At 73.8% G+C, this 23,414-nt stretch carries 20 protein-coding genes; 8 read left to right on the top strand and 12 right to left on the bottom strand.

Features of this window, described 5'->3' with window-relative positions; translation table 11 throughout:
* Window position 1: 1 nt before the first annotated feature.
* Window positions 2-1,471 carry a GntP family permease gene (locus tag ITJ64_RS12975; RefSeq protein ID WP_194681202.1) on the bottom strand — a complete coding sequence of 490 codons (1,470 nt, stop codon included), beginning with the start codon at window positions 1,469-1,471 and terminating at the stop codon, window positions 2-4.
* A gap of 207 nt (window positions 1,472-1,678) precedes the next feature.
* Here ITJ64_RS12975 and ITJ64_RS12970 point away from each other — a divergent pair, with 207 nt between their 5' ends.
* Window positions 1,679-2,863 (top strand): serine hydrolase, encoded by a 1,185-nt coding sequence (locus ITJ64_RS12970; protein ID WP_194681201.1) that lies wholly within the window; start codon window positions 1,679-1,681, stop codon window positions 2,861-2,863.
* Window positions 2,860-4,452, top strand: a complete 1,593-nt coding sequence (gene dacB, locus ITJ64_RS12965; RefSeq protein ID WP_194681200.1) for a D-alanyl-D-alanine carboxypeptidase/D-alanyl-D-alanine-endopeptidase — start codon at window positions 2,860-2,862, stop codon at window positions 4,450-4,452. The genes ITJ64_RS12970 and dacB overlap by 4 nt, the downstream gene beginning before the upstream one ends.
* Here dacB and ITJ64_RS12960 read toward each other — a convergent pair.
* From ITJ64_RS12960 to ITJ64_RS12950, 3 genes are read right to left on the bottom strand one after another with little or no spacing between them, the layout of a single operon-like run.
* A complete protein-coding gene (locus tag ITJ64_RS12960) occupies window positions 4,446-5,105 on the bottom strand; it encodes a response regulator transcription factor (protein ID WP_194681199.1) in 660 nt (219 codons plus the stop codon). The genes dacB and ITJ64_RS12960 overlap by 7 nt on opposite strands.
* Complete coding sequence (locus ITJ64_RS12955; RefSeq protein ID WP_194681198.1) at window positions 5,093-6,817, bottom strand: histidine kinase; 1,725 nt, start codon at window positions 6,815-6,817, stop codon at window positions 5,093-5,095. The genes ITJ64_RS12960 and ITJ64_RS12955 overlap by 13 nt, the downstream gene beginning before the upstream one ends.
* A gap of 5 nt (window positions 6,818-6,822) precedes the next feature.
* Window positions 6,823-8,013, bottom strand: coding sequence for a hypothetical protein (locus ITJ64_RS12950; protein WP_194681197.1), 1,191 nt, complete (start codon window positions 8,011-8,013; stop codon window positions 6,823-6,825).
* 53 nt (window positions 8,014-8,066) lie between these two features.
* Here ITJ64_RS12950 and ITJ64_RS12945 point away from each other — a divergent pair, with 53 nt between their 5' ends.
* Together ITJ64_RS12945 and ITJ64_RS12940 are read left to right on the top strand one after the other, a co-directional pair.
* Complete coding sequence (locus ITJ64_RS12945; protein WP_194681196.1) at window positions 8,067-8,660, top strand: TetR/AcrR family transcriptional regulator; 594 nt, start codon at window positions 8,067-8,069, stop codon at window positions 8,658-8,660.
* 41 nt (window positions 8,661-8,701) lie between these two features.
* The gene (locus ITJ64_RS12940) at window positions 8,702-9,715 is read left to right on the top strand and encodes an NADPH:quinone reductase (protein WP_194681195.1); all 1,014 of its coding nucleotides are present in this window, start codon (window positions 8,702-8,704) and stop codon (window positions 9,713-9,715) included.
* Here ITJ64_RS12940 and ITJ64_RS12935 read toward each other — a convergent pair.
* Both ITJ64_RS12935 and ITJ64_RS12930 read right to left on the bottom strand, forming a co-directional pair.
* Window positions 9,712-14,538 carry a glycoside hydrolase family 3 N-terminal domain-containing protein gene (locus tag ITJ64_RS12935; protein WP_194681194.1) on the bottom strand — a complete coding sequence of 1,609 codons (4,827 nt, stop codon included), beginning with the start codon at window positions 14,536-14,538 and terminating at the stop codon, window positions 9,712-9,714. The two genes, ITJ64_RS12940 and ITJ64_RS12935, sit on opposite strands and share 4 nt — an antisense overlap.
* A 12-nt stretch (window positions 14,539-14,550) precedes the next feature.
* Window positions 14,551-15,702 carry an ROK family transcriptional regulator gene (locus ITJ64_RS12930; RefSeq protein WP_194681193.1) on the bottom strand — a complete coding sequence of 384 codons (1,152 nt, stop codon included), beginning with the start codon at window positions 15,700-15,702 and terminating at the stop codon, window positions 14,551-14,553.
* Between the two features lie 149 nt (window positions 15,703-15,851).
* Between ITJ64_RS12930 and ITJ64_RS12925 the strand changes: the two genes are divergently transcribed.
* The gene (locus ITJ64_RS12925; RefSeq protein ID WP_194681192.1) at window positions 15,852-16,502 is read left to right on the top strand and encodes an alpha/beta hydrolase; all 651 of its coding nucleotides are present in this window, start codon (window positions 15,852-15,854) and stop codon (window positions 16,500-16,502) included.
* Between the two features lie 43 nt (window positions 16,503-16,545).
* On the opposite strand, the gene ITJ64_RS12920 is transcribed toward ITJ64_RS12925, so the two are convergent.
* The 5 genes from ITJ64_RS12920 to ITJ64_RS12900 all read right to left on the bottom strand — a co-directional run bounded on the left by ITJ64_RS12920 (window position 16,546) and on the right by ITJ64_RS12900 (window position 20,761).
* A complete protein-coding gene (locus ITJ64_RS12920) occupies window positions 16,546-17,157 on the bottom strand; it encodes a hypothetical protein (protein WP_194681191.1) in 612 nt (203 codons plus the stop codon).
* A gap of 4 nt (window positions 17,158-17,161) precedes the next feature.
* On the bottom strand, window positions 17,162-17,509 hold the full coding sequence (locus ITJ64_RS12915; RefSeq protein WP_194681190.1) for a DUF2200 domain-containing protein: 348 nt from the start codon (window positions 17,507-17,509) through the stop codon (window positions 17,162-17,164).
* A 70-nt stretch (window positions 17,510-17,579) separates the two neighbouring features.
* Window positions 17,580-18,032 carry a DUF1801 domain-containing protein gene (locus ITJ64_RS12910; protein ID WP_194681189.1) on the bottom strand — a complete coding sequence of 151 codons (453 nt, stop codon included), beginning with the start codon at window positions 18,030-18,032 and terminating at the stop codon, window positions 17,580-17,582.
* Between the two features lie 121 nt (window positions 18,033-18,153).
* Window positions 18,154-19,188, bottom strand: a complete 1,035-nt coding sequence (locus ITJ64_RS12905) for a zinc-binding dehydrogenase (RefSeq protein WP_194681188.1) — start codon at window positions 19,186-19,188, stop codon at window positions 18,154-18,156.
* 82 nt (window positions 19,189-19,270) lie between these two features.
* On the bottom strand, window positions 19,271-20,761 hold the full coding sequence (locus tag ITJ64_RS12900) for a cryptochrome/photolyase family protein (RefSeq protein ID WP_194681187.1): 1,491 nt from the start codon (window positions 20,759-20,761) through the stop codon (window positions 19,271-19,273).
* Between the two features lie 140 nt (window positions 20,762-20,901).
* On the opposite strand from ITJ64_RS12900, the gene ITJ64_RS12895 reads away from it, so the two are divergent.
* The gene (locus ITJ64_RS12895) at window positions 20,902-21,243 is read left to right on the top strand and encodes a hypothetical protein (RefSeq protein WP_194681186.1); all 342 of its coding nucleotides are present in this window, start codon (window positions 20,902-20,904) and stop codon (window positions 21,241-21,243) included.
* Window positions 21,244-21,372: 129 nt separating this feature from the next.
* Here the strand turns inward: ITJ64_RS12895 and ITJ64_RS12890 are convergent, their stop codons facing one another.
* Window positions 21,373-21,873: an SRPBCC domain-containing protein gene (locus ITJ64_RS12890; protein ID WP_194681185.1), complete on the bottom strand. Its 501-nt coding sequence runs from the start codon at window positions 21,871-21,873 to the stop codon at window positions 21,373-21,375.
* Window positions 21,874-21,998: 125 nt separating this feature from the next.
* Between ITJ64_RS12890 and ITJ64_RS12885 the strand changes: the two genes are divergently transcribed.
* Window positions 21,999-22,226, top strand: a complete 228-nt coding sequence (locus ITJ64_RS12885; protein ID WP_194681184.1) for a DUF2188 domain-containing protein — start codon at window positions 21,999-22,001, stop codon at window positions 22,224-22,226.
* Between the two features lie 5 nt (window positions 22,227-22,231).
* Entirely contained in the window at window positions 22,232-23,395 is a 1,164-nt protein-coding gene (locus tag ITJ64_RS12880) for an FAD-dependent monooxygenase (RefSeq protein WP_194681183.1), read from the top strand.
* The last annotated feature ends 19 nt before the right edge of the window (window positions 23,396-23,414 follow it).

Below are 23,414 nucleotides of genomic sequence, written 5' to 3'. Positions count from 1 at the left end.
CTCAGGGCAGCACGAGCGAGATCAGCAGGGTCATCCCGAGCGCGATCACCGACGCGAGCGAGACGCCCACGGTGACCGTCTTGAGGGTGCCGCGCACCGACTGGTCGAGGAAGGTCTGCAGCAGCCAGAACGTGTTCGAGGTGACGTGGATGCAGAACAGCGCCCCAGAGCCGGCGGCCAGCGCGATCAGCAGCGGGTCAAGCCCCATGGTCGCCGCCACCGGCGCGATGATGCCTGCGGCGGTGATGGCCGACAGCGTGACCGAGCCGACCGCGATGTGCAGCACGGCCGCCATCGCCCAGACGAGCAGCAGCGGCGCGAACGAGGTGGCCGAGAAGTAGCCCTGCAGCACGGCGCCGAGGTCGCCCTTCGCGATCACGGCGGCGAGCGATCCGCCGATGCCGGTGAGCAGGAAGATCTGCCCGCCGTCCTGGAAGCCCTTCACCACCGCCTTCTCGATGCGCTTCGTGCCGACGGCCGCCCGTCCGATCACACCGGTCGCGATGACGGCGAGCAGCAGCGCGATCACGGGGCTGCCGAGGAACTGCATCACGGGCACCTCGACCTCGGCCACCGAGAGCACGGCCTGGGCGGCGATCAGCAGCAGAGCGACGAGCATCGGGGCGAACAGCAGCACGAGCGGCTGCTCGCGCTCCTCGCGGTCGACGGGCCGGTTGCCCGCCGGGCCCCGCGGCACGCCGCCGACGCGGGTGCGCACCGACCCGGTCTCTGTGCTGACGAGCAGCGGGTCGTGGCCGGTCGCGACAGCCTGCGCCGTGCCCCCGGTGGAGACCGCGGCGACCGCCTCGTCGTCGTCGCGCACCACGACCTGCTCGTCCCGCTCGGGGTTCCAGAACCCCAGCCGGAAGAACAGCGACATCAGCAGGATGGTCAGCACCACGGTCGGCGCGACCACCGCGAACCCGCCGAGCATCATCACGCCGAGCGGCACACCGAGGAGTCCGGCGAGGGCGACCGCGGCGAAGCCCGGAACCATCATCACGATGCCCATCTCGAGCCCGACGGCGAAGGTGACCCCGACGATGCCGGTGCCCACCCGGCCGAGCCGCGGGGCGATGCGCCGGGCGAGGGGCGCCGCGATCACGATCAGCACGTCGACGAAGATGGTCTGCAGGTAGGTCGCGAGCGACAGCCCGAGCGCGTACGGGATGCCCCGTCGGCCGAACACCCGCATCAGGCTCTCCACCAGCCGGGTGATGGCGCCGAGCTCGTTCAGCATGGCGCCGATCAGCACGCCCCAGCCGATCAGGATGCCCGCCTCCATCATCACGTCGCCGAAGCCCTGGGTCATCGTCGAGACGGTGTCGACGGGCCCGAGCCCGGTGAGCAGACCGATCGCCGCGGCGCCGAGCGCGAGCGCGATGACGGGATTGACGCGGAACCGCACGATCACGACGACGACCGCCACGATCACGAGTGCGACGACGCCGAGGGTGTACCACTCGGGCATGACGGGCCTTTCGACGACGGCGCGCCCCCTGCGCGACTCGTCACAGGATAGGGCCGTGCGGCACCCCGGCGGGTCTCCCCCCTTCGGGGACCGCGTTCCGCGGCTTCCGGTGGGCGGGAGGGACCCAGGTCTATTGCGGGCTCCACCGCCCGGCTGGGACCGTGGGGGGCGCCACACGGGTAGCCGACGACGGCAGGAGACGAGCCGATGACGACGCGATCGATCGGGGCGTCGCTGGTCGCGGCGACGACCCTGACCCTGCTGCTGGCCGGATGCGCGTCCGCCTCCCCCGGCACGGCCGACGGCACCGCCTCCGGAACCCCGGCGCCCGCCGCCACCCGGCCGGCCGCCCCCGAGGGCGAGCTGCCCGCCGAGCTGCGGAGCGCGCTGCAGGAGGTCGTCGACGACACGATGGCCGAGTACGCCGTGCCGGGGGCGGCCGTCGGCGTCTGGATCCCCGGGGAGGGCTCCTGGACCTCGGCGACCGGGCTCGCCGACGTCGAGAAAAAGCTCCCCGTCTCGACCGACATGCTCTGGCCCATCCGCAGCGTCACGAAGTCGTACACCGTCACCCTGCTGCTGCAGCTCGTCGACGAGGGCCGCGCGAGCCTCGACGACACGATCGACGAGTACCTCGACGGCGTCACGAACGGCGACACCATCACGCTGCGCGAGCTGGCGGGCATGACGAGCGGCAACGCCGACTACACGAACGAGGCCTTCCAGGACGTCTTCGTCGAGAACCCGGCCCGCATCTTCACGCTCGACGAGCTGAACGCGTTCGCGCTCGGCCGGCCGGCCCTGTCGGCTCCCGGGGCGACGCGCGCCTACAACAACGCGAACATCAACTTCCTCGGCGCCGTCGTCGAGAAGATCACGGGGCAGCCCTACGCCGAGGTGCTTCAGGAGCGCATCCTGGACCCCCTCGGGCAGACGGGCACCGAGTTCATCGTCGACACGACGACCTGGGCCGAACCGCACCCGACGGGCTACATCGTCGACGACGGCGTGCCGGTGCCCCAGGAGGAGAACTCCTCGGTGCTGCAGGCGGCGGGCTCGATGTTCTCGACCCTCGAGGACGGCCGGGCCTGGGCCGACACCCTTGGCGACGGGACGCTCGTCGCCCCGGCGACCCAGACCGAGCGCCGGCAGGGCGGACCGCTCGTCACGGGCCCGCCCTACGACCTCTACGGTCTCGGGATGGGCGAGACCGGCGGCTGGTGGGGCCACAACGGCGAAGGTCTCGGCTTCACGGCCGCGGTCTTCCACGATCCTGAGAGCGGAGCGAGCATCGTCGTGTACATGAACGAGTCGAACATCCCCGAGGTGCACCCGGCCGACCAGACCTTCCGGCGGCTCGCCGCGGTGCTCGCGAACGGGGCGGGCGCATGAACCGGGCGACCCGGCGCGCGGCCGGCGTACTCGCGGTCGTCGTCACCGCGGCCGTCACGACGGCCTGCGTCGGCGGGCCGGCCGCGCCGTCGCCGAGCGCCGACGGCTCCGTACCCGGGCTGCCGGCCGCCGCCCTCGAGGTGATGCAGCAGCCCCAGTACGCCCAGGGCCGCTGGCTCGTCTCGGTGCAGGACATCGACACGGGCGAGGTGCTGATCGACCTCGACGCCGACACGATGGCCGAGCCCGGCTCGTTCGTGAAGACCTACAGCGCCGGTGCCGCCTGGGTGAAGTGGGGGCCCGACCACACGGTCACCACGCCGGTGAAGCAGAACGGCACCCTCGCCGGGGGGACCCTCACCGGCGATCTCGTGCTCGTGGGCCAGGGCGACCTCACGCTCGGCGGGCGCACGAAGGCCGACGGCACGGTCGACTACGCGAACCTCGACCACAACGACGCCAATCCGCTGCCCGGTGCGACGCTCACCCCCGAGGATCCGCTGACGGGGCTCGACGAGCTCGCCACGCAGGTCAAGGCCTCGGGCATCACGACGGTGCAGGGCGACGTCGTCGTCGACGACCGGCTCTTCCAGGGCACGCTCGCCCGGCAGCCGATCACCCCGATCATCGTCAACCAGAACCTGCTCGACCTCCTGGTCACGCCGGGAGCGGCCGCCGGCGACCCCGCGACGGTCGCGCTGACCCCGGCCGTCGCACCCTGGACCGTGCGGAACGAGGTCACGACGGTGGCCGCCGGCGAGACGGCGAAGCTGGAGGACCCCGAACTCGATCCCGGCGACCCGCACACGATCGTGATGCAGGGCACGGTCGCCGCCGGCAGCGATCCGGCGCTGAAGGTCTGGGCCTTCGACGATCCCGCCACGTTCGCCCGCACCGCGTTCATCGAGGCGCTCGGGCGCGCCGGGGTGACCGTCACGGCCGACCCGCTCGCCGACAACCCCGACGCGTCGCTGCCGGCCGAGGACGCCGTGACCGCGCTGCCGTCGGTGGCCGAGCTGGAGTCGCTGCCGCTCGGCGAGGAGGTGACCTACGTGATGAAGATCAGCTACAACCGCGGGGCGCAGACGCTGATCTGCCGGCTCGCGGCCGCGGCCGGCGATCCCACCTGCGAGGAGGGGCTCGGGCAGGCGCAGGAGATCTGGGCCGACGCCGGCCTCGACACCCTCGGCGCGTCGCTCGTCGACGGATCGGGCCTCGAGGGCAACTTCATCACGCCCCGGAACGCCGTCGACATTCAGACGATCATGGCCGACCGTCCCGACGCCGAGCGCTGGAAGGCGACCCTGCCGATCCTCGGCGTCGACGGCTCGCTCTCCGACGTGCAGCCCGACAGCCCGGCCGCCGGGGAGGTCTTCGCCAAGACGGGCACGCTGCTCGCCGGCGACAGCTTCAACGGGCGCTACCGTCTCGTCACGAAGACCCTCGGCGGCGTCATGGACACCGCGGGCGGGCGGCATCTGGCCTTCACGATCATGGTGAACCAGGGCTTCGTGCCCACCCTCCAGGGCGTCTTCCAGGCCAACGACGACGTGGGCGCGGTGGCCGCGGCGATCCAGCAGGCCTACTGAGCGGCGGCCTCCGAGAGGAAGCGGATGACCGCCAGCACCCGCCGGTGGTCGTCCGCGTCGACCGGCAGCCCGAAGGCGTCGTAGATCTTCGAGGTGTGCTGCACGACCGCCTTCTCGGAGGTGCCGAGCCGCGCCGCGATGTGCGCGTTGCTGCGCCCCTCGGCCATCAGCCCGAGCACCTCCAGCTGCCGCGGGGTGAGCGCTCGGGCCGGGCCGCCCGCCTTGGCGGCCCGCGTCAGCAGCACGGCGACCACCTCGGGGTCGAGCGCCGTGCCGCCCGCCCGCACCCGCCGGAGGTCGGCGGTGAAGGTGCGCACGTCGGCGATCCGCTGCTTCAGCAGGTAGCCGACGCCGCCCTCCCCCGGCCCGAGCAGCTCGCCCGCGTAGCGGCGCTGCACGTGCTGCGAGAGCACCACCACCGCGGTGCCCGGGTGGGCACGACGGATGCGCACGGCCGCCTGCAGACCCTCGTCGGTGTGCGTCGGCGGCATCCGGATGTCGGTGATCACGAGGTCGGGCGCCAGGCGGGCGACCTCGGCCTCCAGCTCGGCCGCGGTGCCGACCGCGGCGAGCACCTCGATGCCGTCGGCCTCGAGCAGGTGGATCAGTCCCTCCCGCAGGAGCAGCTCGTCCTCGGCGATCACGACCCGCACGGCAGCTCCGCTCTCAGTCGCGTGCCGGCTCCGGGCGCAGAGGTCAGCTCGAACGAGCCGCCGAGGGCGTCGACCCGGTCGGCGAGGCCCTTGAGTCCGCCGCCCTCGGCGATCCGCGCTCCCCCGGCCCCGTTGTCGCCGACGGTGATCTCGAGCACGCCCGAGCGCTGCCGGAGGCGCACCGCGACCGAGCGTGCTCCGGCGTGCTTGACGGCGTTGCTCAGCGACTCGGCCACGATCAGGTAGGCGGTGCGGGCGGTGGCGGCCGGCAGAGCGGCGTCGTCGACGTCGCTGTCGAGGGTCGCCGGGATGTCGAGGCGGTCGATCAGGTCCTCGGCGGCCGCGGTCAGTCCGCGCTCGATCAGCCCCGACGGCAGCACCTCGTGCACGAGGTGCCGCAGATCGGCCGCCGCCTCGTCGATCCGCCGTCGCAGCCCGGTGGCCGCGGCGGCCGTCGCGGCGGTCGTGCCGTCGGCGTGGGCCAGCTGCTGGGCCTCGAGGGCGAGCAGCACCAGCTGCACCTGCAGGCCGTCGTGCAGGTCGCGGGCGATGCGCGACCGCTCCCGGTCGGCGGCCTCGACCAGGCGCACGCGCGACAGCCCGAGCTCGGCGTTGCTCGCCGAGAGCTCGGCGGTGAGCCGCTCGCGGTCCAGGGCCAAGGCGAGCACCCGGCCGGCGCGGCGAACGGCCTCGGTGTCGGCGACCATGCGTCCGTCGTAGTCGATGGCTCCGACGAGGCGGGACTCCACCCGCACCTCCTCGCGGAGCCGGGCGCCCGGGGCCTCCTCGAGCTCGGCCCCTGACGCGTCGACGAAGACGCCCTGGGCCTCCGACCAGTACGAGACCCGCAGCGAGTCGTCGCCGAGCGAGCGGGCGAGCGCCTGCTCGACCGCCGAGCGCGGGGAGCCGGCGACCCCGAGCCACGAGCTCAGGGCGTCCGCCTCGACCGTCGGCGAGAATCCACCGGCCAGCACGCCGATCAGGAACGCGATCGGGATGCCGCCCGTGATCGCGAGCTGGGCGGCGACCACCCCGACGGGGTCGGCGCCGAGGAGCGGCAGCAGGCTGCCCGAGACCGGGATGAGCAGCACCGCGAGGATGCCGTAGAGATCGAGCGGCAGCAGCACCCGCCGGTTGCGCGGGTCGGCGGTGCGCAGGCGGCCGACGAGCAGCACGGCCGCGGCGACCACGACCACGAGCCCGAGCAGGCTCTGCATCGTGGACACGACGCCGAGCAGCGTCTCCTCGTCGGGAGGCAGCAGGAAGAGCGGCGCCTGCAGCACGATCGAGTTGACGTAGCCCAGCACGACGGTGACGACCGGCACGCGTCCGCGCAGCCGGCCCGACGGGAACGCGAGCAGCAGGTGCACCGTCACGGCGAGGAGGGTGGTGGCGAACATCGCGGCGATGGCCTCGAGCACCGGATGCCCGAGATTGCCGACCCCGGCCGCGAACATGGCCAGCGACCCCAGCAGCAGCAGCGCCCCGAGGAACGAGGTGGGGCGCCGCCACCAGGCGGCGAGGCCGGCGACCGCCCAGGTCCAGAACAGCAGCGTGAAGACGGGGATCACCCACTCCGGCACACCGGGAGCGGCCCCGACGACGAGCTGCACCACGCCCAGCACGAGGGCGAACAGGGCGATCAGCAGCAGCACCGCGCGCAGGGGCGCCGGGCGCGCGGGTGCCGGGCGCGGCGCCGCCTCCCGCCGCATCCGCCCTACCGCCCGTCGATGATCGACATGAACCCGGCGAAGGCGAAGATGCCCGGCACGGGGTAGAGCAGCACGAGCAGGGCGAACCAGCCGATCGTGCCCGCGAGGGCCTTCGTGGCGCTCCAGCCGTCGCGGAGGACGAGCCGGCGTCCGTCGGGTCCGATCCGGGGCACCGGCTCGATCCAGGGCAGCTCCGGATGCTCGCGCTCGGCCTCGAGGCGCGCGAGCAGCCGTGGCGTCTCCTGTCCGGGCACCCGCTCGTCGTAGTACCGCTCCGCCTTCCGCACCACGCGCGGGACGACCTCGGACAGCAGCGCGCCCACGGCCTGCCACGCCGTCGGCTCGTCGAAGTCGGTGGATCCGGGCCGGAACAGCACCAGCCGGTCGTCGAGGATCTCGACGTCGAAGGCCGAGGCGTGGTCGATCAGCGCGGCCATCAGGTCGGGCGTGAGCACGTAGAGGGCACCGGTGCGGTACTCGACGGGCGAGTAGACGCGGAAGTGGGCGTCGAAGCCGCCCTCGAGCCGGATCAGCTGGCTGCGGTCGACCCCGGTCGGCAGGTCGCTCTCGAGCAGCCGGTCGTTCGCCGTGGCGTCGAGCACGAGGTGCGGCAGCGGCGCCGGCAGGGTGACCGCGAGGTAGGTCCAGCGGTCGCCGGCCCTCCCGGCACCGCCGGTGAGCACACCGAACTCCACTCCGGGGGCGGTGAAGCGCGGGTAGGAGCGCACCCAGCTGCCCGGCCCGCGGCCGTGCCCGCCCGACGACAGCGGACGCCCGCCGGTCGTGATCAGCGCGGCGAACGCGGCACCCTGGGAGGGGCGCGGCTCGAAGCCGTTGGCCAGGGCGGTCAGCGTACGGCGCCACTCGGCGAGGCGGGCCCGGGCCGACGGCGGGCGGGCGGCCCAGCGCCGCAGCAGCACCGTGCCGGCGAGCCAGATCGCCAGCACGATCGCGGCCCCCGCGAGCGTCCAGACGTCGGCGACCCGCACGGTGCCGTCCTGCGCCGTGTCGACCCGCACCCCGACGGTGAGAAGCACGATCGCGAGGTACCAGATCAGCAGGCAGGTGTTGACGTGCACCAGCAGCTGCCGCCGGCTCGGCAGCCAGCGCGGCCGGGACGTGCGGCGCTCGGTGGCCATGGCCGACTCGACCGCCCCGGCGTCGGCCGACAGCCACGCGACATCCATCCCGCTCACACTCCATCGTGGCACGGCGCGAGGGCCGGCCGCGCGTCCGGTAGCGTGGGCGCATGGGACGGGCTCGGGCCTTCGACGAGGCGGCGCTCCTCGATGCCGCGATCGAGGTCTTCTGGGTGCGCGGCTACCGGTCGGCGTCACTCACCGAGGTCTCGGCCGCCTCCGGGGTCACCAACGGCAGCCTGTACCAGGCCTTCGGCAGCAAACGGGAGCTCTTCCTCGCCGCCTACCGCCGCTACTGCGCCCGGCGGGCCGCCGTCGTGGAGTCGGTGTTCCTCGTGCCGCACGCCGGGGTGCAGGAGACCGTCGCCGCCTACTTCGACACCATCGTCGACGACTGCCTGGCGCATCCCGACCGCCGCGGCTGCCTCATGCTCAACACCGTCTCCGAACTCGGCACCGACGGCGAGATCGCGGGCATCAGCTCCCGCACCGTCGATGCCATGGAGGCGGCGGTCGCCCGGGCGCTCGGCGCGGTGGCCCCGCGTTCCCTCGACCCGGGCGAGCTGGCGCTGTCGGCGGCGCAGATCGTCGCGCTCTCGCAGGCGCTGATCCAGCTCTCGCGGATGGGGCGCGACCCGGAGGAGCTCCGCCGGATGGGGCGTCGCGCCGCCCGGTCGGCCGAACGGGTGCTGCGCGCCGCCTGAGCGGGGAATGCTCCCGCCCCCTCGAGGGGTTGGATGGTGGCATGAGATCGATCGTGTACTCCGAGACCGGCCCGTCCGACGTCCTGCGCCTGGAGGAGCGCCCCGTTCCCGAGCCCGGCCCCGGGGAGGTGCGCGTGCGGGTCGTGGTGTCGGCGGTGAACCCGACCGACTGGAAGAACCGCAGCGGGGGCGGCGCGGCGGTCGCCGAGCTGCAGACCCCGAACCAGGACGGAGCGGGTGTCGTGGACGCCGTCGGCCCCGGCGTCACCGCCTTCGCCGAGGGCGACCGCGTCTGGACGTTCCTCTCGGCCTACCAGCGCCCGAGCGGAACCGCCCAGGAGTTCACCGTGCTGCCCGTCGAGCGGGTCGTCCCCCTGCCCGCCGGTGCCTCCTTCGACGCCGGCGCCTCGATGGGCGTGCCGGCGATGACCGCCCACCGGGCGCTCACCGTGCACGAGTCGGGCCCCGCACGCCTGTCGCCCGGATCCCTCTCCGGCCGCACCGTCCTGGTGGCGGGAGGAGCGGGCGCCGTGGGGCACGCGGCGATCCAGCTCGCGCACTGGGCGGGCGCGACGGTGATCACGACGATCTCCTCCGACGCCAAGGCGGAGCTCGCCCGGGCGGCCGGAGCCGACGTCGTCGTGAACTACCGCACCGACGACGCCGCCGACCGCATCCGTGAGGCGGCACCCGACGGCGTCGACCTCGTGGTCGAGGTCTCCCCTGCCCGGAACGCCGGGCTGAACGCCCGGGTGCTCGCGAACCACGGCAGCATCGCCGTCTACGCGAACGACGGCGGCGACGAGATCACCCTCGACGTGCGCGGCCACTTCGCCATCAACGCCCGCTATCAGTTCCTGCTGCTGTACACGGTGGGTCAGGATGCGCTGACCGCCGCCGCGGAGGACATCACCGCCGCCCTGTCCGACGGTGCCCTCGGTGTCGGCGAGGAGCACGGGCTCCCGCTGACCCGCTTCCCGCTCGAGCGCACCGCGGAGGCGCACGACGCCGTCGAGCAGGGCACCGTCGGCAAGGTGCTGATCGACGTCCGCTAGGCGCGGCGCCGGCGACGACGGGCGAGCAGCAGACCGGCTCCGGCACCGAGCGCCAGCAGCGCGGCCAGCACGACCGCGGCCGCCTGGCTCCCGGTGGCGGCCAGTCCGCCGCCGGGGCCGGAGCCTCCGGCCCCGCCCGCGCCGGGGCCCTGGCCCTGGCCGGGGCCGGCACCCGGCCCGGGGGCTCCGGGGTCACCCGGCGGGCCCGGCTCCCCCGGCTCCTCACCCGGGCCCGGGTCGACGACCGTCACCCCGAACACCGAGGCGAGCAGCCTCACGGCCTCCACGGGATCGCCGCCGAGCAGCACGTGCTCCGCGTCGGCGGTGACGGCCGCCGAGGCGTCGCCGGTCACCGCGCGGTCGGCCACGATCGCCGCCTGGGCGAGATCGCGCACCACCGAGACGACCGGATCGGCCTGGCTGAAGGCGGCGGTGCCGGACAGCGTCGCAGCGGCGTCCGCGGCGGCCTGGGCCACCGCGGCCCGCGCCTCGTCGGAGTCGATCACCGCTCCGGCGTCGGTCCAGACCGGCCGGGCGACGAGCGCCTCGACCTCGGCCCGGGCGGCGGAGTCGGCGGGCAGCGCCTCGGCGAGGGCGGCGAGACGCTCCCGCGGCGCATCCGTCCGCTCGCCCCAGCCGTAGGCGTACAGCGGCTGGTAGTCGTCGTCGCCCACGTTGATCGGCACCTGTTCGGCGCTGGCCGGCCAGCTCAGCGGCAGCCGCCCGGTGAAGGGCACCTCGCCGAACAGGGTGTCGGCGACGCCAGCCCCCTCGCTGCCGGGGAGGAACGAGGCCACGAGGCCGTCGATCTCCGCCAGCTGGTCGGTGACGAGCTGGGTGCGGCCCGCGACGACGAGCACGACGCAGTCCATCGCCGCGCAGACACGGTCGATGCTCGTGCGGTCGGTCTCGGTCAGCGACAGGCTGTGCCCGTTGTTGCCGACGTCGCCCTGCCCTTCGGCGTAGGGCGTCTCGCCCACGACCACGACGCCGACCTGGCCGGCCGCCATCGGGGCCGAGGCGTCCTCCGAGAAGGTGACCGCCGCATCCGGGGCCACCTCGAGGATGCCCTCGAGGATGCTCGTGCCGGTCGTGGCCGTCGGGCCGGAGCCGCCCTGCCAGGAGATCGTCCAGCCGCCCATCTGGTTGCCCAGGTCGTCGGCGTTCGAGCCGGCGACGTAGAGCGAGGCGTCCGCCGCCAGCGGCAGCACGTCGTCGTTCTTCAGCAGCACCTGCGACTCGGCGGCCGCCCGACGGGCATCGGCCCGGTGGTCGGCGCCGCCGAAGGCGTCGGCCTCGCTGCGGTCGGAGAACGGGTTCTCGAACAGGCCCAGCTCGAACTTCTGGGTCAGGATGCGGCGCACCGCGTCGTCGACCCGGCTCTGCTCGATCGTGTGCGAGTTGGTCACCGCGTCGGTCACGCTCGTGATGAAGGCGCCGAAGTTGTACGGTGCCATCGCCATGTCGAGACCTGAGTTGACCGAGCGCACGACCTTCTCGGCGTACGTGCCGCCCGGCAGCTTGTCGATGCCCTCCCAGTCGCTGATGAGGAAGCCGTCGAAACCGAGCTCGCCCTTCAGGAGGGTGGTGTTCAGAGCGGTGTTCTCGTGCATCCGCACGTCGCCCGACCCGGCGATGTCGACCCCCGAGTACGACGGCATGATGCTGCCGACCCCGGCGGCGATGGCCGGCAGGTAGGGGTCGACGTGGGTCGTCATGAAGTCCTCGAGCGAGGGCGACACGGTGAGGCCCTGGTCGATCGGGTAGCCGTTGCCCGCCTTCGAGGCGTCGTACTCCGTGCCGCCGTCACCGACCCAGTGCTTCGCGGTCGCGAGCACCTCGTCGGCGGCCGACTTGTCGGTCGGGTCCTCGCCCTGCAGGCCCACGATGCCCGCCTCCGAGAATGCAGTCACGAGGGCCGGGTCCTCCCCGAACGACTCGTAGCTGCGGCCCCAGCGCTCGTCGCGGGTGACGCACAGGCACGGGGCGAAGGCCCAGTTGACGCCGGTGGTCTTCGTCTCGATCGCGGTGTCCTCGGCCAGGGTCTGCACGAGGGCCGGGTCGCGGGTCGCGCCGAGCCCGATGTTGTGCGGGAAGATCGTCGCGTCGAGCACGTTGCTGTGCCCGTGCACGGCGTCGGCGCCGTACAGCAGCGGGATCTGCAGCGCCGTCGACAGCGCCTCGGCCTGGAAGCCGTCGACCATGTCGGCCCAGGCCTCCGGGGTGTTCTCGGCCGGGGTCGAGCCGCCGCCCGAGAGGATCGAGCCGAGCCCGAGGTCGGCGATCTGGCTGGGAGAGGTCAGGCCGAGCCGCTCGGCCTGGGCCATCTGACCGACCTTCTCGGCCAGGCTCATCCGGCCCATCAGGTCGTCGACCCGCGCCGCCGTCGGCAGCGACTCGTCGAGGTAGGGCAGACCGTAGGCGTTCACGACGACCTTGGGCGCGTCCGCCGGCAGCTCGGCCCCGTCGGCGTCGAGCTCCACCGGCACCGAGCGGGCCTGGTCGCCCGCGGCGCCGGCGGGCAGCGCGGTCACGTCGAAGCTCCTGGTCTCGCCCGAGGCGGTGCCCGCCGGGAACTCCAGGGTGCCGCCGAATCCGGCGACGTGCGTGCCGATCTCGGCGGTGCCCGCACCGGGGCCGTAGTCGACCTCGACGGCCTGGTCGAGCGGTTCGCCGTTCGAGGTCGAGACGGTCACGCCGACCTGGGCGGTGTCGCCCGGGTTCAGCAGGTACACGGCCTCCGAGGTGCCGACGGTGAGGTTCGCCGCCTGCTCGGGCGTGCCGTAGAGCTGTACGTCGTCGACCGCCCAGCCGGTGCTCGTCGGCTTGCCGGGGGTGAAGGTGACCGCGAAGCCCCAGGCGCTCGTCAGGTCGAGCGACCCGTTCTGCGTCTCGGCGCTGCCCGGCTGGTACGAGCCGATCGAGAAGGCGCTGAGCGGCAGCTCCACGAGCTTCCAGCGGCTCGTCGAGCTGCCCCAGTTGTCCTTGAAGGTCGCGGTCCAGAGCTCGGAGTGCTCGCCGTCGGGCCCGCCGTCCTTCAGCTCGACCTTGATGTCGTCGCCGGCGGTCGGCGAGGCCGGGTTCGAGGCCTGGGAGGCGTACCACCAGAACCGGATGCCCCGGTAGCTGCTCCAGTCCTGGGAGGAGGCGAGGTTGTCGCTGAAACCGGCGTAGCCGCCGGACGGGATCAGGTAGTCGCCCGAGAGCACCCGGTTCTCCGGCACGTCGCCGCGCTCCTGGGCGGTCACCTCCATGCTGGTCAGCCCCTCGTCGGATCCCCAGGTGAAGAAGCCGACGGGGTCGGCGGAGGTGCTGAGCGGCACGTCGCCTTGAAAGTCCTCGAGCGTGGTGACGCGCTCGAACAGGGCCACGTCGTCGAACGCCCAGCTGCCGGCACCGAGGCCGGTCAGCGTCACGGCGAAGCCGGTGGAGGCCGAGGGGTCGAAGCGCGCCGGGTCGTCGGGCGAGCCCTTGACGCGCAGCTCGGTGAACAGCACGGCGATCCAGCGCCAGCCGACGCTGTCGTCGACGACGGTGCGGTCGAACAGCTTCCCGTCCGACTTCACCTCGTAGCCGAGGGTGCGGTCGCTGCCGGTGCCGAGGAACCAGAAGCCGAAGCCGTCGGCGGCCGACCAGTCGGTGGCCGCGGTGTCGTTCGTGAAGCCGAACCAGTCGGCGGCGGTGGGTTCGCCCGACACGGTCGCGACGAGCACGTCGTTGCCCGCGGCGGCGCCGGGCACGGTGTCATCGGCGGCCGTCGTCAGAACGGGCTTCAGTGCATCCGTGCTCGACCAGGTGGTGAAGCCGGCGGGCACGCCCGACTCGAAGTCCTGCAGCACCGTGCGGGGGCCGTCGTTCGGCAGCTCGCCGGTGGGGCGGATGCTCACCACGGCGGTGTCCCGCGCGCCGAGCGTGATCCCGTCCGACGGGTCGGAGAGCTGCAGCGTGAAGGTGCGCACGGGCGTCAGCGGCCCCTGCGAGACGGTCGGGATCGTGACGGTCGCCGAGGTCTCGCCGGCCGGCACGGTGACGACCTGGTCGACCGCGGTGAAGTCGGTGCCCGCGACGGCGCTGCCGTCGGTGCTCGTGACGTGCACGGTCTGGTCGGTGTCGGCGGTGCTGTTCAGCGTGACGTCGAGCACCGCGTCGGAGCCGGCGGCGACGTCGACGGTCTGACGGTCGAAGCCGGCGGTTGGCACGGCCACGGTGCCGTGCACGGCGAAGGTGTAGACGGAGTAGCCGTACCAGTGCAGCACCGGCGCCTCCCAGGTGGCGGCGGTGCGCTTCAGCATCGCGAGCCGCACGTAGCGGGCCTGGGCGGGGGCGTCGAAGACGATCTCCTCCGTGCCGCCGGCACCCGCCGTCTCCGAGGCGGCGGTGCTCCAGCTCGCCTCGTCCTCGGGCGCGGAGGTCGCGACCTGCACGTCGTAGGCGGCCGCGAAGGCGGCCTCCCAGGTGATCGAGACGCCGCTGACCGTCGCCACCGAGCCGAGGTCGCTGGTCAGGCTCGCGGTGAAGGTGGTGTCCTCGTCGGGGCCGTTGCCGCTCGCCCAGCGGGTCGAGTCGTCGCCGTCGGTCGCGTTCGAGGCGGGGAAGTCCCCGTCCTTGTCGTTCTGCGAGGCCGAGGCGGTGGTCGTGCCCGTGCGGGCGAGGTCGGGCTCCGCGGCGTGGGCGGTGGCACCGCCTCCGGCGACCAGGCCGGCGCCGAAGAGAGCGGTGACGAGCGCGGCCGCCAGCGTCTGACGGCCTGAGCGGGGCCGCGAGGGCCGACGTCGGGATTCTCGGATGGCGGCGGACCTCTGACCGGCTGCGGGCACTGTCACTCCTTCATGACCTCACGACACGCGTTCATCGCTGAACGGATGCTCCAGTGAAGCCGGTGAATTCGTCCGGACCCAGGACGAATGCGCACTCGCCCCCGGCAGTGCGCTTCCGGATGCCCAGGCCGCCGACACCGCCCGGTCGACGATGCCCACCAGCTCCGCCCGCGCCCCCAGCGCGGCGACCCTCACCTCGACCCGCGACTCCCCCGGAGGCGAGAACCGCGCCATCGCCTCCCGCACCCCCTCCACGAGCGGCCCGCCGGCCGCGCCGAAACGGCCGCCGAGCACGACGACCGAGGTGTCGACGAAGGTGCCCAGCTGCGCGACGGCACGCCCGACGCGGAGCCCTGCCAGGTGCTCGTCGGGCAGGCTCGCGGCCACCACGGTCTCGAGGCAGCCGTGCCCGCCGCAACGGCAGAGCAGGCCGCCCGGTTCGACCTGGATGTGTCCCATCTCCCCTCCGGTGCCGCGCGCACCCGCGAGCAGCCGCCCCCCGACCACGAGCCCCGCGCCGATGCCGTCGCCGAGCTTGACGTAGAGCATGTCGTCGAGGGCCGTGCCGCCGTGCATCCGCTCGCCCCAGGCCCCGAAGTTGGCGTCGTTGTCGGCGACGATCGGCCCCGAGTAACCGGCCGGCCGCACGCTCTCGGCGGTCACGCCCTGCCAGCCCGAGAGGGCAGCCGGCGCCCGCACGACTCCGCTCGCCCGCAGCACCGGGTAGGGGAACGACACCCCCAGGGCGGCGACGTCGGCCACGACGGCCCCCGCCTGGGCGAGCGCGTGGCCGGTGAGCCGGCGGAGCGCCCGGATCGTCGGAACCGACCCGTCGTCGACCGGCAGCTCCAGCCGGGGCTCGGCCACGATGCGGCCGCGCAGATCGGCGACGGCGACGGTGACGTGCCGGTGCCCGATGTCGAACGCCAGCGCGACGCCGGGCTGGCGGGCGAGCTCGAGCACCGCGGTGGGCCGGCCTCGCCTGGTCGCGGCGGCCGGACTGCGCTCGACGAGGAGACCGCGTTCGATCAGCTCGGAGACGGTCTGGGCCACGACGCTGCGGGACAGCCCGGTGTGCTCGGCGATCGCCCGCCGGGTCGTCTGGCCCGCCCGGCGCACGAAGTCGACCAGACCCGCGCGGCCCGGGCCGCCCGCCCACGAAGCTGTCACCGTGCATCCCCTTCGATGACCGACGTCCACCCACGGCGTCACCCTCGAACAGGGGTCAGCGCCGACTGGATTCATTGAAGCACACCGGCGGACGCGCCGTGACCCCCTGGCCCGCGGCCTCCGCCCGTGCCGTCGGCTAGCGTGGTCGGATGTCTGAGAACCATGTCATCGTGCTGCCCGGGGGCGGCTACCGGATGCTCGCCGACCACGAGGGCGAGCCCGTGGCCGAGTGGCTGCGCGACGTGGGGGTTGCGTCGAGCGTGTTCCGCTACCCGGTGCTGACCGGGCATCCGGGGCCGCTGGAGGCCGTGCGGGCCGAGATCGCCCGGGTGCGGGCGGCGGGTGCCGAGCGGGTCGGCGTGCTCGGCTTCAGCGCCGGGGGCCACGCGGCGGGCCTGGCGGCGCTCGCGCCCGCCGACGGGCGGCCCGAGGGCGTCGCCGACCTCGCGATCCTCTGCTACCCGGTGGTGTCGATGACGGCACCGAGCCACAGCGGCTCGCGGGACGTGCTGCTCGGCGAGGACGCCTCCGACGAGCTGCGGCGCGCCACCTCGCTCGAGCTGCTGGTCACGCCCGATTCACCGCCCGTGTTCGTCTGGCACACCGCCGACGACGAGGCGGTCGACGTGCGGCCGGTCTACGACCTCGCCCGGGCGCTCGCCACGGCCGGGGTGCCGCACGCCGTGCACGTGCACCCGTCGGGGTCGCACGGGCTGGGGCTCGCGGAGGGGTCGGGCCTGCCGTCGCGCTGGCCCGACGAGGCTGCCGCCTGGCTGCGCGACCTCGGCTGGGCGCGCTGAGCCGCCGGCCCGCCAGCGCTCCGGCCGGTGTTCGGCCGAGACCTCAGAGGCGCGGAGCCGGCAGGCGGCGCGCCGTCGACCGGAACCGCCGGCGGCGCAGCGAGAACACGATCGCCAGGGTGGGGAGCGCCACGAACGCCGCCCAGAAGAGCACGACCCCCACGATCCAGGCGGTGCGGGTGGTCGCGACGGCGCTCTCCGCGTCGTCCACGGTGGCCGGGGTCACCTCGTCGACCGTTCCGACCGGGCCGTGCTCGATCGCGTACGGCTCGTCGTCGAGCACCACGAGGAAATCGAGGCGGGCCGGGTGCTCGGGGTCGGGCGGGAAGCCCCAGTGGCTGTCGCCGCGCACGGTGGCGGTCGCGGTGGCGCCGGGCCGCGCATCCGGGATCGTCACCTCGTAGAGCCCCGTGTTGGTCGGCAGGCCCGAGTTCGTCTCGACGTCGACGAGGGTGCCCGTGAGCACCGCGCTGCGACCGACGACCTCGCGCTCCTGGCCGAGCCGGTCGGCGGCGGTGTCCTGGGCGGCTCCGAGCACCGACAGCACGACGAGGCCCGGCAGGATGATCAGCACGAACGCGAGCCAGAACGGCCACCCGGGGGGCGGTCGCCGGGCGGGTGCGGTGCCGGGGAACGGCGGCGCGGGAACGGTCACGGGGTCAGGCCCGCAGGATCGAGGTCATCTTCTTGCCCCGGGCGACCTCGTCGACCAGCTTGTCCATCCAGCGGATCCGCTGCATCAGCGGATCATCGATCTCCTCGACCCGGATGCCGCAGATCAGGCCCGTGATGAGCGGGGCGTTCGGGTTCAGGGCCGGCGCCTCGGCGAAGAAGGTCTCGAAGTCGGTCTGCTCGGCGACGGCGCGGTCGAGACCGTGCTGGTCGTAGCCCGTCAGCCAGCGGATCACCTCGTCGACCTCGGCCTTCGTGTGGCCCTTGCGCTCGGCTTTCGCCAGGTAGTGCGGATAGACCGCCGCGAACGGTGTCTGGAAGATGCGGTGCGCCATGACTCCCCCGTCCTCTGGCCGCCGCAGCCTGCGCCGGTGCCTCCAGGGTAGAGCAGGGCGGCGCGCGGGGTCAGGCCGCCGCCGTCACGATCAGCTCGCGGATGCGCGGCAGCGCGTCGTCGTCGAGCCGCTCGAGGCCGTAGGAGGTGGGCCAGAACCCGGTCTCGTCGTCGAGGGCCGCGTTCTCGCTGAAGCCGAGCGTGGAGTAGCGGGCCTTGTCCATCAGCCCGCTGCGGAAGAACACGACGACCTTGCCGCCCTTCGCCCAGCCGGGCTGGCCGTAGTACAGCTTCGGCTGCAGCTCCGGTGCCGCCTCGGCGACCAGGGCGTGCAGCCGCGTCGCCATGGCCCGATCGGACTCGGGCATCTCGGCGATCTTCGCCTCGACCGCTGCCGCGTCGGCGGCGGCCTTCTCCGCGGCCTTGCCGCTTCGCGCCTCGGCCTTCAGTTCGGCCGCCCGGCTCTTCATCGCCGCGCGCTCCTCGGCCGAGAAGCCGCCGTCCGATCCCTGTGCTGCGCTCATCGCGCACCGCCCTTCCTCGTCGATGCCCCCACGCTAGCGGCGCACCGCTCGGCACGGCTTCTCGATTCCCGACCGATCCCGGCCCGGCCACTCCGGTGCGGGCCGATCCCGGCCGGAGCGGTCAGCGCATCGTCGTGAGGTCGAGCAGCACTTTGGGGCGTCGTCGCTCCCCCGCGGTGAGCGCGGCGAAGGCCGCCTCGGCCTCGTGCCAGGGCAGCACCCGGTCGATCAGCTGCGCCGCCGGGAAGCCCGCGGTCGCGATCAGCTCCGCCATCCGCCCGTAGTGGTCGAGGCCGTGGAAGATGCCGTGCAGGGTGAGGCCCTTCATCGTGATCGGCGCCGGGTCGAAGTCGGGCACCCCGCCGGTCACCACCCCGACCAGCGCCGCGCGGCCGCCGGGGCGGAGGATGCGCCCGAGCATCGCCACCCCGCTCGCCCGGCCGGCCGCCTCGATGGCGACGGTGTACGAATCGGCGACCACCGCATCCGCCCCGAGCGCCCGCTCGGCGCCCAGTTCGACCGCGAGCCCGAGCCCGGCCTCGCTCGAGCCGATCACGTCGACGTGCGGCGTGATGCGCCGGGCGACCGCCAGAGCGAGCAGGCCCAGGGTGCCCGTGCCGAGCACCGCGACGCGGTCGTCGAAGCGGATGCCCGTGGTGACCACCGCGTTCACCGCCGTGACCCCGGGCTCGATCAGCACCGCCTCCGCGAGCGAGGCCCCCTCGGGCAGCCGCGTCACCGACGTGGACGGCATCGACACGTACCGCGCCGCCGCCCCCTGCCGGCCCACCAGCCCCACCTCCTGGCGGTGCTCGCAGCCGTCGCGGAACCCGGCCTGGCACGGCCCGCACGCCCCGCAGGTGACGACGGTCTGCCCGACGACCCGGTCGCCCGGCAGCACCGACTCGACGCCGTCGGCCACGGCGACGACGGTGCCGGTGAACTCGTGCCCGAAGATCAGCGGATACGCGGCCAGCCCTTCCCGGATGAAGTAGCTGTCGCCCCCGAGGAGGTCGAGGTCGGTGCCGCAGATGCCGAGGAAGGCGACATCGACGAGCACCTCGCCCGGGCGTTCGGGCGGCACGGGGGCGACCCCGGGCGTGACCCGACCCGGGCTGATCCTCAGCACGGGCATCTCACCGGTCGGCCAGGTCATCGGCGGTCTCCTTCGACGCGGGCGTCGTCGCTCGCTGAGCCGAGGCTACCGGGTGAGCGTTCTCCCGGCGCGGCACCGCCGGTCACCAGCGCTCCCGGTGCCGCTCCTGGTCGACCACCGCGTCGCGATCAGCCAGCCGCCGGAGCCCCGCGAGCGGCTGCGCCATGCGGTGATTGCCGCGGATGCGCGGCTCGACCCGGTCGAGGAACGCCCAGTACCCCGCGGTGAACGGGCACGCGTTCTCGCCGAGCCGCACCTTCGGGTCGAAGACGCAGCTGCCGCAGTAGTCGGACATCTTCGCGATGTACGCGCCGCCCGAGGCGTAGGGCTTGGTGGCGACGATGCCGCCGTCGGCGTGCTGCGACATGCCGATGACGTTGGCGGGCATCACCCACGGCGTGCCGTCGACGAACATGTCGACGAACCAGTCGTTCAGGGCGACGGGGTCGTAGCCGTGCTGCAGCGCCCAGTTGCCGAGCACCATCAGCCGCTGGATGTGGTGCGCCCAGCCGTGCCGGCGCATGCCGTCGATGGTCTCGTGCAGGCAGTTCGACTCGACGGCCGCCGGATCGAGCTGGCGGAACGCCTCCGGCAGCGGTTCGTGGGCGCCGAGCGCGTTGCTGCCGGTGCGGTAGCCCTCGCCCAGGTGCCAGTACAGGTGCCAGACGTAGTCGCGCCAGCCGATGATCTGCCGGGTGAAGCCCTCGACGCTCGCGAGCGGGGCGTTGCCCGCGTGGTACTCGGCGACCACCGTCTCGACGACCTGGAGCGGGTCGAGGAGCCCCAGGTTCATCGGCGCGCTGAGCAGGGAGTGCGCCATCGTCCAGTCCCCGTCCAGCATGGCGTCCTCGAAGGGGCCGAAGTCGTTCAGCCGCGACTCGACGAAGTCGGCCAGCGCCCGCTCGGCCTCGTGGTGCGTGGCGGCGAACCGGCGCGGCCCGTCGTCGCCGACGAGGGTGACGTGGCCGTCGCGCTGCCAGGCGTCGAGGTCGGCGCGCACCTCGCGGTCGATCTCGTCCTCGACCGGCCACCAGGGGTCGGGGAGGCCAAGGCGGGCGGCGTTCTTCGGCGGCGGGGTGCGGTTGTCGTGGTCGTAGTTGAAGCGACCGCCCTCGGGCTGGTCGCCTCGCATCAGGAGACCCGTGCGCTCGCGCACGGTGCGGTAGAAGTCCTCCATCAGCAGCCGCTTGCCCGCCCGGGTCGCCGCCCATGCGGCGAAGTCGTCCTCGGAGGTGACGAAGCCCCGGCTCGGCAGCACCGCGATGCCGCGGCGGCGCACGAAGCGGCGGGCGGCCCAGCTCGTCGGGTCGATCACCTCGAGGTCGTCGCGCCCCTCGACGACCTCGGAGTAGCGCTCGACGCGGTGGTACTCGACCCGGTCGCCCAGTTCGGCGGCGCGATGCCGCATCGCCGACAGCAGCAGGTGGGCCTTGGCCCGGTGCATCGGCCGGCGGCCGAACACCGACCGCGCCTCGACGATCATGATCGGCCCGCCGTCGTCGAACAGCGGCCCCAGCTGCCCGGCGAACAGCCACCGCGTACGTCGGGGGGCGGAGTCACCGGTCGAGGTCATGACCTCTGTCTACCCGGCACCGCCGACATCCGCAGGCATCCGCGGCCATCCACCGGCATCCGTCGGGCCGAGACGGGATGATGCGGCATGCGGACAGCCGCGTCAAGCCGCTCGCGGCCCGGCGGGAGCGGACGAGGCTGGTGCTCCCGAGAACCCCACCGACCGGACGGCTCTCCCTGTCCTCGCTCGGCTGGGCGAAGTGGGCGCCCGTGCAGCTGACCGCCATCGTGGCCCACGGCATCGGCGGCGCCGGGCTGATCCTCGGCAACAAGGGCCGGCTCGCCGCGCAGCCCGAGGCGCGAACGAACACCGTCGTCAAGCTGACGATCACCCTCGTCGCCGCCGGCGCGAGCCTGTACTCCGGCCTCCTCGGCGCGAAGATGGGCGAGAACGCCGGCGAGGGCACCGAGGGCGTCACCGAGCCGTCGCCCGACGCGTCGGCCGCGCTGAAGGCGGCGCAGACGAAGCAGCGCGCACTGTAGTGGGTGACCCCGGTGCTCACCGGCGTGCTGGTCGTGATGGCCGCCCAGCAGGGCGAGCAGCAGCGCCCGGCCGCCGGCTGGCTGCACCGCGTCACGAAGCACTGAGCCGGGCGCGCGGCCCGGCACGCCTCAGCCCCCGAACAGCTCCCGGTAGTACTCGCACTGCCCCGGGTGGTAGTCGGCGAAGTCGACCGTCGCGACGTCGCCGCCCGCGAGCACCACGGTGAGCCGGTCGAGGTAGTACTCCCAGCCGGGCCCGACGTCGGCCATCGCCTCCGCGTCGTCGACGAAATGGGCGAAGGTCAGCACCGTGCCCGGGCCGGCGGTCTCGATCGCGAGCTCGAGGCGCCAGCCCTCGCCGAGGCTGACGGCGAGGAGCGAGCGCGGCTCGCACGCCGAGACCGTGACGGGCTCGGCGGGCACGTCCTCGCCCTCGGCCGTCATCGCGAACTCGACCGTGCCCGAGGCCGGGTCGCCCGACCAGGTGCCGATCCAGCGCTCGAGGCGGGCCGGCTCGGTGATCGCAGCCCAGACCGCGTCGGCCGCATCCGGGAACGCCCGCTCGAGCACGAGGGCGTCGGACCCGCCGCGCGCTTCGCGGCGACCGGTGGGAGTGCGTGCGGTGCCCATGCATCGATCATCCCGAGGGCGCGGCCGGAAGTCCAGAGCGCCGGGTGTGCACGCTCTTCCGACGACGGTCGGAAGACGCGGGCGGTCGGGCGGGGTAGACAGGAGCCTCCGATGAAGGAGGAACCATGTCGCAGGACGATGTCGAGACCTATCACCAGGACGGCTCCTGGTACAACCGCGAGGCCGGGGAGTCGCGCAACGTGAGCGGACCGTTCCGCACCAAGGAGGAGGCCGTCGAGGCCGGACTCCGCTACGGCGGCCGCCGGCGCGGCGAGCATCACGAGCACCACGGCTCCGATCACCACGGCCCCCGCGACCACGGCACCGTCCGCGACACCGACCGCCTGGAGTGACCGCGATGACGGCAGGCACCGGCGGCCGTGGGCATCCGGGCGCGCCGCCGCGCCTCGACATCGCGGTGGTCGGCGGCTCGCTCGGCGGCCTGTTCGCCGCCGCCCTGCTCAGCCGGGCCGGCCACCGCGTCACGGTGTTCGAGCGCTCCGTGCACGGTCTCGCCCGCCGCGGCGCCGGCCTCGTCGCGCAGCAGGAGCTGTTCGAGCTGCTGCACCTGATCGGCCGCGACGACGCCGGCCGGATCGGCGTGGTCGCCCACGAGCGCATCACCCTGAACCGCGAGGGCACGGTCGTGCACCGCGATCCGACGCCGCAGACGCAGCTCTCCTGGGACCACCTCTACGAGGTGCTGCGCGCCGCCGTGCCGAGCGACTCGTACCGGCTCGCGAGCCGCGTGCGCAGCGTGCACGGCACCGAGCAGCAGGCGGTGATCGAGCTCGACGGCGACCGGCGCGAGGCGTTCGACCTCGTGATCGGCGCCGACGGGCTGACCTCTGTGACGCGCGACGCCGTCGCGCCCGGGCGCACGGCGAACTCCCCCGCCGGCTACGTCACCTGGCGCGGACTCGTGCCCGAATCGGCGCTGCCGGCCGCGGCGGGCTCGGTGCTGCTCGAGCGCTTCGGCTTCTTCACCGGCCCCCGCGCGCACATGCTCGGCTACCTCGTGCCCGGGCCGGCCGGTGAGATCACCCGGGGCGACCGGCGCTACAACTGGGTCTGGTACCGGCCGATGACACCGGATGCCCTCGCCGCCCTGATGGACGCGACCGGCCGCCCCGCCACCGACGTGTCGCTCGCTCCCGGACAGCTGCCGTCGCCGCTCCGCGACGAGCTCGTGCAGGCGGCGGCGCACGAGCTCCCGCCGCCCTTCGCCGACGCCGTGGCCGCGGAGCCCCGCCCCTTCCTGCAGGCGATCTTCGACTACGGGCCGCCGCGGCTCACGCAGGGGCGCGTCGCGCTCCTCGGCGACGCCGCCGTCGTGGTTCGGCCGCACACGGCGATGGGCGCGGCCAAGGCGGCGGGCGACGCGATCGCGCTCAGCGCGCTGCTCGACGAGCTGCCACTCGGGCGCGCGCTCGCCCGCTACGACGCCGAACGGCTCGCCGTGGGCCGCGCGGTCTCCGACTACGGTCGCCGGCTCGCGGCGTCCCTGCCCTTCGCCCGCTGACCGCCTCGCGCGGCCGACC

The organism is Herbiconiux sp. VKM Ac-1786 (assembly GCF_015350805.1).
Lineage (GTDB): Bacteria > Actinomycetota > Actinomycetes > Actinomycetales > Microbacteriaceae > Herbiconiux.
This window is presented reverse-complemented; position numbering and strand designations above follow the sequence as displayed.

Coding starts and splice junctions, on each gene's coding strand:
- ITJ64_RS12880 (WP_194681183.1), top strand. CDS start 22,232: ATGACGGCAGGCACCGGCGGCCGTGGGCATCCGGGCGCGCCGCCGCGC.
- dacB (WP_194681200.1), top strand. CDS start 2,860: ATGAACCGGGCGACCCGGCGCGCGGCCGGCGTACTCGCGGTCGTCGTC.
- ITJ64_RS12890 (WP_194681185.1), bottom strand. CDS start 21,873: ATGGGCACCGCACGCACTCCCACCGGTCGCCGCGAAGCGCGCGGCGGG.
- ITJ64_RS12885 (WP_194681184.1), top strand. CDS start 21,999: ATGTCGCAGGACGATGTCGAGACCTATCACCAGGACGGCTCCTGGTAC.
- ITJ64_RS12925 (WP_194681192.1), top strand. CDS start 15,852: ATGTCTGAGAACCATGTCATCGTGCTGCCCGGGGGCGGCTACCGGATG.
- ITJ64_RS12910 (WP_194681189.1), bottom strand. CDS start 18,032: ATGAGCGCAGCACAGGGATCGGACGGCGGCTTCTCGGCCGAGGAGCGC.
- ITJ64_RS12970 (WP_194681201.1), top strand. CDS start 1,679: ATGACGACGCGATCGATCGGGGCGTCGCTGGTCGCGGCGACGACCCTG.
- ITJ64_RS12900 (WP_194681187.1), bottom strand. CDS start 20,761: ATGACCTCGACCGGTGACTCCGCCCCCCGACGTACGCGGTGGCTGTTC.
- ITJ64_RS12915 (WP_194681190.1), bottom strand. CDS start 17,509: ATGGCGCACCGCATCTTCCAGACACCGTTCGCGGCGGTCTATCCGCAC.
- ITJ64_RS12975 (WP_194681202.1), bottom strand. CDS start 1,471: ATGCCCGAGTGGTACACCCTCGGCGTCGTCGCACTCGTGATCGTGGCG.
- ITJ64_RS12955 (WP_194681198.1), bottom strand. CDS start 6,817: ATGCGGCGGGAGGCGGCGCCGCGCCCGGCACCCGCGCGCCCGGCGCCC.
- ITJ64_RS12940 (WP_194681195.1), top strand. CDS start 8,702: ATGAGATCGATCGTGTACTCCGAGACCGGCCCGTCCGACGTCCTGCGC.
- ITJ64_RS12945 (WP_194681196.1), top strand. CDS start 8,067: ATGGGACGGGCTCGGGCCTTCGACGAGGCGGCGCTCCTCGATGCCGCG.
- ITJ64_RS12905 (WP_194681188.1), bottom strand. CDS start 19,188: ATGACCTGGCCGACCGGTGAGATGCCCGTGCTGAGGATCAGCCCGGGT.